Here is a 14,100-nt window from a genome sequence, read left to right on the forward strand (position 1 = left end):
AGAAAAGAGGGTTAATGTTGAATCAAGAGCAAATATATCAATTAATTAAACAAGGTAATTTTGAAGAAGCACTTAAAGCATTATTTGAAAATATAGAAGCTAGTCCAAAAGAAGTAGAAAATTACATAAATGCTGGAATATTATTGGCTGAAGCGGGAGAAGGAGAAAAAGCTGAAAAATTCTTTCAAAGAGCAATCACTTTAGATCCGGAAAATGGTGCAATTTATTATAATTTAGGTAATGTATATTACAATGAAGGTCGTTTTAATGAAGCGATAAAATTATACCAACAAGCGTTAAAATTTAACGTTGATAAAGTTGATACAAATTACATGATTGGTATGTCTTTTAATCAACTAGAAGCATTTAACGAAGCTTTACCGTTCTTAATGACAGCAGCGGAACTAGATGATCGTGATGATGCTGAGGTACAATTTCAATATGGACTTGTATTATGTCATTTAGAAATGTTTGAACAAGCTATTGACCAGTTAAAGCGTGTGTTAGCAATTGATAGCAAACACGCAGATGCACTATATAATTTAGGCTTAGCGACTTATATGCAAACGGAGGATACTGACGAAGCTATTCGTCATTTTGAAGCGGCTGTAGACGCCAATCCAGATCATGTCATGAGCCATCATGCTATTAAAACATTTAAAGCTATCGCAGAGGAGGAATAACTTATGGAAAACCCTACACTATTTAACAATTCAATGATTAAAGGGACCGTTGATGCGATTTTGTTTCAAAACAAAGAGAATTTTTATACGGTTTTAAAAGTTGATACGATTGAATCCAATGAGACATTTGATTCAATGCCTACAATTGTAGGGTTTTTCCCAGATATTGCAGAAGGTGACGTCTATACATTTAAAGGCCAAGTAGTTACGCATGCAAAATATGGCAAACAATTAAAGGCTGAAACATTTGAAAAAGAGTTACCACAAACGAAAGAAGCAATTATAAGTTATTTATCTAGTGATCTTTTTAAAGGAATAGGAAAAAAAACAGCTCAAAGTATTGTAAATAAATTAGGTGAAAATGCAATTAGCGACATATTAAATGATCCAACTATATTAGAAAAAGTGCCTAGTTTACCTAAAAAGAAACAAAAACAAATTGCTGAACAAATCGCAAGTAATCAAGAAACGGAACAAATTATCATTCGCCTCCATGATCTAGGTTTTGGGCCAAAGTTAGCAATGGCTATATACCAAGCATATTTAGGAGAAACACTTAACGTAGTTGAAAAGAAACCTTATCAACTTGTATATGATGTCAAAGGCATCGGTTTTAATAAGGCAGACACATTAGCGCGTAATGTCGGCATTCAATTTAACGATGCAGAACGTCTTAAAGCAGGGTTACTTTATGTGTTAGAAGAAGAATGTATAAAACAAGGTCATACGTATTTACCTACTAATAATGTACTAGAGATGACTCAAGATATGCTATCACAACCACCAGGTGAACTAATAGAAACACAGCAGCTTGAACAAGTTTTACAAGATTTAGTTAATGACACTAAATTAATTCAACAAGAAAATGAAGTTGCGATTCCAAGTCTATACTATTCAGAATTGAAAAGCGTTCAAAATTTATACCGTAATTTTTCTTATACAAATAAACTAAAAGAAATTGAGCAATCTGATTTGCTGCTTGAAATAGGAGAAATTGAGGAACGCAATAAAGTGACATATGCAGATTCTCAAAGAGAAGCCTTGCAAACAGCGATTAACTCTAAAATAATGTTACTGACTGGTGGCCCAGGTACAGGAAAAACAACTGTCATTAAAGGAATTGTTGAACTTTATGCAGAGTTGCATGGTCTATCATTAGATTATGACGATTATCAAAATGATGATTATCCAGTAGTTCTAGGTGCGCCAACTGGACGTGCATCGAAGCGTTTGTCAGAGTCAACTGGTTTAGAGGCTATGACGATACATCGCTTAATAGGTTGGAATCAAGATACGCAACCAGAAGATATTTTAGATAATGAAATTTCTGCAAAACTTATTATTATTGATGAAATGTCTATGGTTGATACATGGTTATTCCATCAATTTTTGAGTGCTGTACCTATTGATGCGCAAGTTATACTAGTCGGTGATGAAGATCAGCTGCCATCTGTTGGACCAGGCCAAGTATTTAAAGATCTAATTGATTCGAAAGTAATTCCTCGTGTAAATTTAACTGAAGTTTACCGACAACAAGATGGTTCAAGTATTATTGAATTAGCGCATAGGATGAAACTAGGAGAAACTATTGATATTACACAGAGATTTCATGACCGTAATTTTATAAACTGTACAACAGAACAGATACCTTCAGTTGTTGAAAAAGTGGTGTCAAGTGCAGTGAATAAAGGTTATGATATGAGTGATATTCAAGTATTAGCTCCGATGTATAAAGGATCTGCAGGTATTAAGAAACTAAATACAGTATTGCAAGATATCTTGAATCCCAAAGAACAAGATACTAGAGAAATTGAGTTTGGTGATATTGTCTTTAGAAAAGGTGATAAGGTATTACAACTAGTTAACCGACCAAGCGATAATATATTTAATGGTGATATCGGGGTCATTGTAGGCATCTTTTGGGCTAAAGAAAATGCATTAAACAAAGATGTATTGGTAGTTGATTTTGAAGGTAATGAGATTACATTTGTTCGTCAAGACTTAATGGAGTTGACGCATGCCTATTGTACTTCAATTCATAAGTCACAAGGATCAGAATTTCCAATTGTGATTATGCCAATGGTTAAACAGTACTTTAGAATGCTTCAAAAACCTATATTATATACAGGTTTAACACGTGCCAAACAGTCACTTGTGTTCTTAGGAGATCCGCAAGCATTTGATATTGGTCTAAAGACTCACGGCCAAGTGAGAATGACGCAATTGTGTGCTTTTCTTAAAGCGTATTTTAATAATGAGGAAGAAACTGAAACTGCTGATGTCAGTAAATCCTTTGATTCAGATATTATATTGTCTGAAGAAAATATATTTAAAATAAATCCAATGATTAATATGGGTGAATTTTCCCCGTATGACTTCGTTGAAGATTGACATTGTCGTTGAAAATAAATACAATATAAATAACTTCGCATAAAGATAAGTAAACTATGTTTTATCTTCAGAGATGTACTGGCTGGTGAAAAGTACAGTAAACATAGTTGAAAGCTACTTTGTGTCAGTAAGCATAATAACTAATTGAGTGATAAGTGTATGTTAGTAAATTTGTTAAGACGATTGAATTGCATAATTTTAACAATGAAGTCTATAAAGATTTGCTAACACTTATAACTAGGGTGGTACCGCGAAACGTTCGTCCCTTTTATGAGGATGGGCGTTTTTTATTTTCATTTTTAATGAATTACTGTTATAACTTGAGTTGAGATGGAGGAAATTTAAGGTATGAAAAACTTAAAAGCGAGTGAAATTAGACAAAATTTTATCGATTATTTTGTAGAACAAGGTCATATGGTTGAACCGTCAGCACCATTAGTTCCAATTGATGATGATTCTTTACTATGGATTAATTCTGGCGTAGCAACATTGAAGAAATATTTTGATGGTAGAGAAACGCCTAGAAAACCACGTATTGTGAATTCACAAAAAGCAATTAGAACAAATGATATTGAAAATGTAGGGTTTACTGCACGTCATCATACATTTTTTGAAATGTTAGGTAATTTCTCAATTGGTGATTATTTTAAAAAAGAGGCTATTGAATTTGCATGGGAATTTTTGACTAGTGAGAAATGGATGGCAATGGACCCTAAAAAGTTATATGTGACTGTTCATCCAGAAGATATTGAAGCGTATCGTATATGGAACGAAGATATTGGCTTAGAAGAAAGCAGAATTATTAGAATTGAAGGGAATTTCTGGGACATTGGGGAAGGTCCTTCAGGTCCTAATACAGAAATTTTCTATGATCGTGGAGACAGTTATGGCAAAGATGATCCAGCTGAAGAAATGTATCCAGGTGGGGAGAACGAGCGTTTTCTTGAAGTATGGAATTTAGTGTTTAGTGAATTCAACCATAACAAAGACCACACATATACACCATTACCAAATAAAAACATTGATACGGGTATGGGATTAGAAAGAATGGCCTCTATAGCTCAAAATGTACGCACTAATTATGAGACAGATTTATTTATGCCAATTATTCGCGAAGTAGAAATGCTATCTGGGAAAAAATATTTAGAAAAAGATGCATACGATGTTGCATTTAAAGTTATATCAGATCATATTCGTACGATTGCATTTGCAATTGCTGACGGCGCATTACCAACTAACGAGGGTCGTGGTTATGTATTACGTCGTCTATTACGTCGTGCTGTGAGATTTAGCCAATCTTTAGATATCAATGAACCATTTATGTATCAATTAGTTGATATTGTTGCTGATATCATGGAACCTTATTATCCAAATGTAAAAGAAAAGTCAGATTTTATTAAACGCGTAATCAAATCTGAAGAAGAACGTTTCCACGAAACATTAGAAGAAGGGCTTGCTATTTTAAATAATCTTGTGGCTCAAGCAAAAGAACAATCTAATGAAATTAGTGGTAAAGATGCTTTTAAATTATATGATACTTACGGGTTCCCAGTAGAACTAACCGAAGAGATTGCAACACAAGAAAATTTATCAGTTGATATGGCTACATTTGAAACTGAAATGCAACAACAAAGAGATAGAGCTAGACAAGCAAGACAAAATTCACAATCAATGCAAGTACAAAGTGAAGTATTGAAGAAAATCACTACTGAAAGTAAATTCGTTGGTTATGATGTTATGGACAGAGCTACAACAATTACGGACATCATTCATAACGGCGAGTTAATTGATGTTGCAGAAGCTGGCGAAACTGTTTATTTCATTCTTAAAGAAACACCATTTTATGCTGTAAGTGGTGGACAAGTTGCCGATCAAGGTAAAGTAAGTAATGAAAACTTTGAAATACTAGTAACTGAAGTTACGAAAGCACCTAATGGCCAAAACTTGCATAAAGGTGAGATTCAATTTGGCACAGTAAAAACAAACGCAGAAGTATCTGCAAGTGTTAATCATAAAGAACGAAGTGCAATTAAGAAAAATCACAGTGCAACACATTTATTGCATGCAGCATTAAAAGAAGTATTAGGCGAACATGTTAACCAAGCTGGCTCATTGGTTGAAGCAGAGCGTTTAAGATTTGATTTTTCACATTTTGGTCCAATGACTCAAGACGAAATTGACCAAGTAGAACGTAGAGTTAATGAAGAAATATGGAATAGTATTGAAGTTAATATCCAAGAAATGCCTATCGAAGAAGCTAAGAAAATTGGCGCAATGGCACTATTTGGTGAGAAATACGGCGATGTGGTTAGAGTAGTAAATATGGCACCATTCTCAATTGAATTGTGTGGCGGTATTCATGTGAATAATACTTCTGAAATCGGTCTATTTAAGATTGTAAGTGAATCTGGTACGGGCGCTGGAGTTAGAAGAATAGAAGCTTTAACTGGTAAATCAGCTTTCTTATATTTAGAAACAATACAAACGCAATTTAATGCTGTTAAAACTCAAGTAAAAGTTAAAACAGATGACCAAGTATTAGATAAAGTAAAACAAATGCAAACAGAAGAAAAAGAATTAGTGAAACAACTAGAACAAAAAAATAAAGAAGTTACTTCACTGAAGATGGGAGATCTTACAAATCAAGTTGAAGAAATTAACGGTTTGAAATTCCTTGCTACAGAGGTAGAGGTACCTAACGCCAAAGCTATACGTGAAACTATGGATGATTTTAAATCAAAATTACAAGATACAGTGATTGTACTCATTAGTAATGTAGATGGTAAAGTATCTTTAGTAGCAACTGTACCAAAAGCATATACTGACAAAGTAAAAGCTGGTGATATCATCAAAAATATGGCTCCAATTGTTGGTGGTAAAGGTGGCGGTCGCCCAGACATGGCTCAAGGTGGCGGTACTCAACCAGAAAACATAACAGAAGCATTACGATTTATTAAAGATTACATTAAATCGCTATAACTTAAAGCCATTCTCATGTAGAATGAGAATAAGAACTTTTTTATCTCGATACAAAAGGAGTGTTGTACATGGAAAATTTTGATAAAACAATGAAGTTTAATTATGATGAAATTCCAAAAGAAGATGTCAAAACAGTGTTACAAAATGTCTATAATACGTTAAAAGAAAAAGGATATAATCCAGTGAACCAAATCGTAGGTTATTTACTATCAGGTGATCCTGCTTATATTCCGCGTAATAATGAAGCTAGAAATCAAATACGTCGCATTGATCGTGATGATATTATGGAAGAATTAGTTTCTAGTTACTTACAAGAGAAATCTAACTAATATATGCTAAAACATAAAATTATTGGATTAGATGTAGGTAGTAAAACTGTTGGCATTGCAATAAGTGATCTTATGGGTTGGACAGCCCAAGGATATGATACACTCCGTATAGACGAAGAAAAAAATGAATTAGGTATAGATCAACTTGTAGATATTATACAAAAAGAGAAAGTTGGTACCGTAATTGTCGGATTACCAAAAAATATGAACAATTCTATTGGATTTCGAGGCGATGCTTCGTTACAATACAAGGAGCAACTTCAAGAAGCACTGCCATCATTAGAGATAATCATGTGGGATGAACGCTTAAGCACGATGGCTGCAGAACGTTCACTGCTTGAAGCAGATGTTTCTAGACAGAAACGAAAAAAAGTAATTGATAAAATGGCAGCAGTGTTTATTTTGCAAGGCTATTTAGACTCATTACAATAAAAAGGAGCGTTTAATTATGACTGAACACAATCACGATTCTCAATTAGAAATTAACAACGAAGAGGAATTGCTTACACTTTATGATGAAGAAGGAAATGAAGTCTTATATCGTAAAGTTTTAGAATTCTTCCACCCAGAATTTAAAAAAGAATATGTGATTCTTGCTGAAGAAGGCGCAGAATCTGATGATGATGATTTAATAGAATTAGTACCAATGATTAATGAACCAGACGAAAATGGTGAAGGTGGTAAATTCTTACCTGTAGAAACAGATGAAGAGTGGGACATGATTGAAGAAGTAGTTAATACTGAAATGGACGATCAAGACCATGACCACGACCACGAATAATAGATAGTATTTAGTTAAAATGCGAAAAGCATCAGAGTTTGGGACTTAAACACCTATTCTCAAAATAAGAGGGCTAACCCATTAGGGATTAGCCCTCTTTTATATTTAAAATCTTATGAATTTGACCTTAAACGAGGCTCTTATACATATATTGTGACATGATTTTAATTTTATTAACAATGTTAAATAGAATCCTAAGTATTATGTATGGTAGATAAAATAATGACAACAGCAATAATTATATTTTTAATTTTAATATTCACTGTGACTTTACACTTATATTATCTAAGTGTTTGTGATAAAATATATAAAGTTAAATTTGTGCGTACATACATAAAAGAAAAAGTTTTATACTGAATCATAATTAAAATAAATACGCATATTGAATTTAGGATTTAATATTTTGTTTAAATTATTTAATCAGTCACTTAATGACTGATTTATTTTATTGCTTGAATCCAAAGTATGATTTTACAACAAAGGAAGTTATGAAGAAATGGATAATAATCAATCCTATTTATTAAAATTACACAAGCAAACAGACGAAAACATAGAAACTCTAAGAACGTTTGCAGAAGAAAATAGTGTCCCAATTGTAGATAGACTTACGCTTGAGATGATAAAGCAAGTAATCAGATTACATAAACCAACGAACATATTAGAAATTGGTACTGCTATTGGCTATAGTGCTATGCAATTTGCTTCGATATCAAAAGAAATTAAAGTGACGACAATAGAACGTGATGAAGAAATGATAAATAAAGCAAAAGCAAATATAGATTTATATGGTTTTAATAACCAAGTAAGACTAGTTGAAGGAAATGCGTTAGAACAGTTCAATCAGGTGAACGATCAAACGTATGATATGATATTTATTGATGCAGCTAAAGCACAGTCAAAGAAATTTTTTGAACTATATACACCAATCTTAAAAGATGGTGGTGTTGTCGTTACAGATAATGTTTTATACCACGGTTTTGTCTCAGATATATCAGTAGTACGGACACGAAATGTACGTCAAATGGTTAAAAAAGTAATAGAGTATAATGAATGGTTAATCAATCATGAAGGATACACAACTAATTTTTTAAACATAGATGATGGTTTAGCAATTTCAATTAAAGGAGAATCACAATGACAGAATTATTAGTTACACCCAAATCTGTTAATCATATTGAAGTGTTAATTGAAAAAGGGGCTGATGCGTTTGTGATAGGTGAGCAGAAATTTGGGTTGAGGCTTGCTGGTGAATTTAATAGAGAGGCCATGCGAGAAGCTGTAAACCTGGCTCACAGTAAAGATAAAAAGATATATGCAGCTGTGAATGGGCTTTTTCACAACTATCATTTAAATGCTGTTGAATCATATATAGAATTTTTACACGAAATTAACGTGGATCGTATTATTTTTGGTGACCCTGCAGTAATCATGTTTGTTAAAAATCAGGACAACCCGATTCCACTTAATTGGGATGCTGAAACGTTAGTTACAAATTATTTTCAGTGTAATTACTGGGGTAAAAAAGGTGCCAAACGTGCACAATTAGCAAGAGAGTTAAATTTAGAAGAAATAATAAATATAAAAGCGAATGCAAATGTAGAAATTGAAGTACAAGTCCATGGCATGACATGTATGTTTCAATCTAAGCGCATGTTGTTAGGGAACTATTATACATTCCAAGAGCGACAATTAAAAATTGAGCGTAATCTAGTAGCTGATGAATTATTATTATATGACGAAGAACGTGATAACAAATATCCAGTTTTCGAAGATTATAATGGAACACACATTATGTCTCCGCATGATATATGCTTAATAGAAGAATTAGACGCTTTATTAGAGGCTGGTATAGATGCATTAAAAATTGATGGTGTGTTACAGTCAGAAGAATATATAAATGTATGTACTGAACAATACAGAGAAGCCATTGATTTATATAATGAAGACCCCGAAGCCTATGAAGATGAAAAATTTATGCTAGTTGATCCAATTGAAGCGATACAACCAGAACATCGACCATTTGATGAGGGATTCTTATATAAACAAACAGTATATTAATGGAGGTTGAACAGTGGAAATTTTAGAAGAAATTAATATTCAAAATAAACCTAAAATGAAAAAGCCTGAACTTCTTGCACCAGCTGGAAATTTAGAAAAACTGAAAATCGCCGTACATTATGGGGCAGATGCTGTTTTTCTAGGTGGACAAGCATACGGTTTGAGATCAAACGCTGATAACTTTACACTAGCAGAAATAAAAGAAGGCGTTGAATTTGCCCAACGATATAATGCTAAAATTTATGTTACTACGAACATAATCGCTCATGATGAAAACATGGAAGGTTTAGATGACTATTTGCGTGACTTAGCATTGGCGGGTGTCACAGGCATTATTGTTGCAGATCCGTTAATTATTGAGACTTGTAAAAGCGTTGCGCCAGAATTAGAAATTCATTTATCTACGCAACAATCTCTTTCAAATTATAAAGCGGTTGAATTTTGGAAAGAAGAAGGTTTGGATAGAGTTGTTTTAGCACGTGAGACCGGTGCAATGGAAATGAAAGAAATGAAAGAGCAAGTAGATATCGAGATTGAATCATTTATACATGGAGCTATGTGTATTGCTTATTCAGGTAGATGTACTTTAAGTAATCATATGACTGCAAGAGATTCAAACAGAGGCGGCTGTTGTCAAAGTTGCCGTTGGGATTATGATCTACTGCAAGTGGAATCTGACGGGGAATTAGATTTATATTATGGTGATGAAGAAGTGACGCCATTTGCAATGAGTCCGAAAGATTTAAAATTAATAGAATCAATTCCAAATATGATGGATATTGGTGTTGATTCATTGAAAATAGAAGGACGTATGAAATCAATTCACTATATTGCTACAGTTGTTTCTGTTTATAGAAAAGTAATTGATGCTTACGCCAATGACCCTGAAAATTTCAAAATCAAACAGGAATGGTTGATAGAATTAGATAAATGCGCCAATAGAGATACTGCTTCTGCTTTTATAGAAGGGACACCTGGTTATGAAGAGCAAATGTTCGGACATCAAAATAAGAAAAATTCAGCTTATGACTTCTGTGGATTAGTATTAGATTATGATGAGAAAACTAAGATTGCAACGATTCAACAACGAAATAAATTTGAGCCTGGGCAAGAAATAGAATTTTTCGGACCAGAAATTGAGACTTTTCGACAAGTTGTAGAAACAATTTATGACGAAGAAGGTAATGAACTTGATGCTGCCCGTCACCCATTACAAATTGTGCAAATTAAAGTTAATCATCCAATTTATGCAAATAACATGATGAGAAAGGAAATTGGATAATGAAAAGTACAACAATAATCGGTATAGCTGGTGGGTCTGGATCAGGTAAAACATCAGTCACAAATGAAATTATGAAAAATTTAGAAGGTCATAGTGTTGCACTATTGGCTCAAGACTATTATTATAAAGACCAATCGCATTTAACTTTTGATGAACGTTTGGAAACCAATTATGACCATCCTTTCGCTTTTGATAATGACTTGTTAATTGAAAATTTAACCGACTTAAGAAATGGTAAGCAGGTTGAAGTGCCAACGTACGATTATACAAATCATACAAGAAGTGAGGAAACGATTGCATTTGAGCCAAAAGATGTTATTATCGTAGAAGGTATATTTGCACTTGAAAACAAAACATTAAGAGATTTAATGGATGTAAAAATTTATGTCGATACAGATGCTGATTTACGTATATTAAGACGTCTTCTTAGGGACACTGAAGAAAGAGGGCGTACAATGGATTCTGTAATTAATCAATATCTAAATGTAGTTCGACCAATGCACAATCAATTTATAGAACCTACAAAAAGATACGCAGATATTATTATTCCAGAAGGTGGAAGTAATAAAGTAGCAATCGATATAATGACAACTAAGATTCAAACTTTAGTAAGTAAACAATAGTATTTATATGTAAAGGAAGATGACATAATGGAAAATCAAAAACAATATCCAATGACTCAAGAAGGATTTGAAAAGTTAGAAAAAGAACTTGAAGAATTAAAAACAGTTAAGCGACCTGAAGTCGTTGAAAAAATTAAAGTTGCACGTTCTTTTGGTGATTTATCGGAGAACTCAGAGTATGATGCAGCTAAAGATGAGCAAGGTTTTATTGAACAAGATATCCAACGTGTAGAACATATGTTGCGTAATGCACTTATTATTGAAGATACCGGTGATAATAACCAAGTGCAGTTAGGTAAAACAGTAACTTTTGTAGAATTACCTGGCGATGAAGAAGAAGAATATCAAATCGTTGGTTCTGCAGAATCAGATGCGTTTAAAGGAAAAATCTCTAACGAATCACCAATGGCAAAAAGCTTGATTGGGAAAAAATTAGATGATGAAGTACGCGTACCATTACCAAATGGTGGAGAAATCAACGTAAAAATTGTTAATATTAAATAATATAATTAAGTACCCCCTAACAGAGCTTTTAACTGTTAGGGGGTACTTACTATACTTATGAATTGTATTTAAAAACATCAAAACTCATTTTATAGTATATTGCTAAAAATAACTCAATTTATTAATTAAATTTTAAGGTTTTATGTATTTGTATTTATTATTGTTGTTGATAATTATTTACTATTAAACAAGAAAATAAAATGAATGATACAATGATATTGTTAATCTCTTGATAAAGTTTTTATTCAAAATTAATTGTAGAAAGCATAAAGGGGGATATGTTTTGGAGTATAAATTAATAAACGAGCAAACCATTATGATTTATTTCGAAGCGCAAATAAATCCAGATATTTTTAATAAAGTTCAGCAAATCAGTAATTATATTACAAAGCAAAATCATCCTGCAATTGTAGATATTGTACCGAGCTATAGAGCAATTATGCTCAATATTGATATCGCACAATGTGATGTTAAACAAGTAGTTAAAGAGCTTAAATTAGAGCAATTAAATAATAAAATGGAAGCGCATACAAATGAGAACGCTAAGCAAATCAGTATTCCTGTCCTTTATGGTGGAGCTCATGGTCAAGATCTAAAAGAAGTCGCTTCATACCATGATTTATCAGAAGCAGAAGTTGTGCAATTACACACTGAAAATACATACCTAATATACATGCTTGGCTTTATGCCTGGTTTTCCTTTTTTAGGAGGTTTGAATTCACAATTACATACTCCTAGAAGAAAAGAACCAAGAACAAGTATACCTGCTGGTTCAGTTGGTATTGCTAATAATCAAACTGGGTTATATCCAAAGGATTCACCAGGCGGATGGCAGATAATTGGCCGTACACCTATACAAGTATTTGATATTAATCGATCTCCAATGTGTTTGTATAATTCTGGAGATACCATTAAGTTTTATTCAATTGATGAAGAAACATTTGATCATATACAACAGGCACAACTACAAGATGATTTTGATATTGAAAAGTGGGTGAATAAGTAGTATGAGTATTAAAATATTAAATCCGGGGCTATTTAGTACAGTTCAAGATTTAGGTAGAGTAGGTTACCAAGATCAAGGTTTCTCCACAGCTGGTGCTTTAGATACTTACGCTTTAAGAATGGGGTATACATTAATAGGTAATAATGGACCTGCTATTGAATATACTATTGTTGGACCGACAATACAATTTCTAACGGATAATACATTTGTGCTTACAGGCGGGCAATTTGAAGCGACTTTAAACAATCAAGTTATCTCATCTCAAACAGTAATTTTTGTGAAGAAGGGAGATGAATTAAAAATAGGCTCAGTTGTTGATGGGGCAAGGGGTTATATATTGTTTGGTAAGCCACTTAATATACCAAAAGTAGCCAATAGTTATTCAACACATACTAGAAGTAAGATAGGTGGCTATAAAGGCAGAGCTTTAAAATCTAATGATGTAATTACGTGCCAACAAAATAATATGTATGCCGAGCGTATAGGATTAAGTTGTCCGGTTGAGGCAATAAATCAGCAAGTAATTCATATAATTGAGGGTCCTCAAATAGAGAGTTTTAGTAATGAGGCTAAACAAAAATTAGTAAACGAAGGCTTTAAAATTTCAGAAAAATCAGACCGTATGGGTTTTCGTTTACAAGGTGAAAAAATCGCGCCAATAGAATCTGCAGATATTATTTCTGAACCTGTAGCTCTGGGTAGTATACAAGTTCCAAATGATGGTAATCCTATTATTTTATTAAATGATAAACAAACGGTTGGTGGCTACACTAAAATTGCAACGGTGTGTGCTGCCGATTTATCGCTTATTGCACAGAAACAACCTAATGAAACAGTTAAGTTTGAATGGATAACGGTAGAAGCAGCTATAGAAAAACTACATCAAAAAGAACGAAAACTTAATGAAAAACAAAATGAAGTATTAAAAGCACCTATTTTTGATACATCTCAAATGAGAAAGACTTCAACTCGAATTAATAAATTGCTTAAAGGAGAATAGTAATGAATTTAGAAAAAGTAGAACAATTAATCAAATTGGTTAAAACAAATGAAGTTAAGAAATTTACCTATAAAGATTTTGAACATGAAATCTCAATAGATTTCACTGAAGGTGGAGCTAATAATAATGTTTCAAACCAGCCATCTAATCAGTCAAGTGCAGGAAATTCAAACGATACGTCACAGGAGGAAACAACTGAATCAAGTTACCAGTCAGTCAAATCACCTATGGTCGGAACATTTTTCTTGCAAGACGAGAAAGAGTTAACCAATCCAATCGTAAAAGTTGGTGACGAAATTAAAAAAGGAGATACGATTGGTTATATAGAAGCGATGAAAGTTTTAAATGAAGTAACAAGTGACGTTGCCGGTGTGGTTGATGAAATTCTTGTAGATCACGGTTCTAATGTTGAATACAATCAACAAATCATAAATGTGAAATAAGTTTGTATAAAGGGGTGTTTC

The 14,100-nt window shown here is 33.0% G+C and carries 14 protein-coding genes; all 14 read left to right on the forward strand.

Annotated features, from left to right (window positions below; translation table 11 throughout):
* Positions 1-14: 14 nt before the first annotated feature.
* A complete protein-coding gene (locus tag ACM591_RS07300) occupies positions 15-683 on the forward strand; it encodes a tetratricopeptide repeat protein (protein WP_326025806.1) in 669 nt (222 codons plus the stop codon).
* 3 nt (positions 684-686) lie between these two features.
* On the forward strand, positions 687-3,074 hold the full coding sequence (locus ACM591_RS07305) for an ATP-dependent RecD-like DNA helicase (protein WP_038678681.1): 2,388 nt from the start codon (positions 687-689) through the stop codon (positions 3,072-3,074).
* A gap of 348 nt (positions 3,075-3,422) precedes the next feature.
* Positions 3,423-6,053, forward strand: a complete 2,631-nt coding sequence (gene alaS, locus ACM591_RS07310; protein WP_326026754.1) for an alanine--tRNA ligase — start codon at positions 3,423-3,425, stop codon at positions 6,051-6,053.
* Positions 6,054-6,121: 68 nt separating this feature from the next.
* Entirely contained in the window at positions 6,122-6,382 is a 261-nt protein-coding gene (locus tag ACM591_RS07315) for an IreB family regulatory phosphoprotein (RefSeq protein WP_029377131.1), read from the forward strand.
* A 3-nt stretch (positions 6,383-6,385) separates the two neighbouring features.
* Positions 6,386-6,814: a Holliday junction resolvase RuvX gene (ruvX, locus tag ACM591_RS07320; protein WP_029377132.1), complete on the forward strand. Its 429-nt coding sequence runs from the start codon at positions 6,386-6,388 to the stop codon at positions 6,812-6,814.
* Between the two features lie 16 nt (positions 6,815-6,830).
* Positions 6,831-7,163, forward strand: coding sequence for a DUF1292 domain-containing protein (locus ACM591_RS07325; protein ID WP_029377133.1), 333 nt, complete (start codon positions 6,831-6,833; stop codon positions 7,161-7,163).
* A gap of 496 nt (positions 7,164-7,659) precedes the next feature.
* Positions 7,660-8,301: an O-methyltransferase gene (locus ACM591_RS07330; protein ID WP_216715189.1), complete on the forward strand. Its 642-nt coding sequence runs from the start codon at positions 7,660-7,662 to the stop codon at positions 8,299-8,301.
* Positions 8,298-9,221 (forward strand): peptidase U32 family protein, encoded by a 924-nt coding sequence (locus tag ACM591_RS07335; RefSeq protein WP_326025805.1) that lies wholly within the window; start codon positions 8,298-8,300, stop codon positions 9,219-9,221. Before ACM591_RS07330 ends, ACM591_RS07335 begins: the two co-directional genes overlap by 4 nt.
* A gap of 13 nt (positions 9,222-9,234) precedes the next feature.
* Positions 9,235-10,503, forward strand: a complete 1,269-nt coding sequence (locus ACM591_RS07340) for a peptidase U32 family protein (RefSeq protein ID WP_029377136.1) — start codon at positions 9,235-9,237, stop codon at positions 10,501-10,503.
* A complete protein-coding gene (gene udk, locus ACM591_RS07345; RefSeq protein ID WP_017724641.1) occupies positions 10,503-11,126 on the forward strand; it encodes a uridine kinase in 624 nt (207 codons plus the stop codon). The genes ACM591_RS07340 and udk overlap by 1 nt, the downstream gene beginning before the upstream one ends.
* 27 nt (positions 11,127-11,153) lie before the next feature.
* Complete coding sequence (gene greA / locus ACM591_RS07350; protein ID WP_029377137.1) at positions 11,154-11,630, forward strand: transcription elongation factor GreA; 477 nt, start codon at positions 11,154-11,156, stop codon at positions 11,628-11,630.
* 283 nt (positions 11,631-11,913) lie between these two features.
* Complete coding sequence (gene pxpB, locus ACM591_RS07355) at positions 11,914-12,636, forward strand: 5-oxoprolinase subunit PxpB (RefSeq protein WP_080661252.1); 723 nt, start codon at positions 11,914-11,916, stop codon at positions 12,634-12,636.
* Position 12,637: 1 nt separating this feature from the next.
* Positions 12,638-13,636: a biotin-dependent carboxyltransferase family protein gene (locus tag ACM591_RS07360; RefSeq protein ID WP_058625558.1), complete on the forward strand. Its 999-nt coding sequence runs from the start codon at positions 12,638-12,640 to the stop codon at positions 13,634-13,636.
* Positions 13,637-13,638: 2 nt separating this feature from the next.
* A complete protein-coding gene (locus tag ACM591_RS07365) occupies positions 13,639-14,079 on the forward strand; it encodes an acetyl-CoA carboxylase biotin carboxyl carrier protein (protein ID WP_029377139.1) in 441 nt (146 codons plus the stop codon).
* The last annotated feature ends 21 nt before the right edge of the window (positions 14,080-14,100 follow it).

The sequence above is a fragment of the Staphylococcus sp. Ze2 genome (assembly GCF_048568365.1).
Lineage (GTDB): Bacteria > Bacillota > Bacilli > Staphylococcales > Staphylococcaceae > Staphylococcus > Staphylococcus xylosus.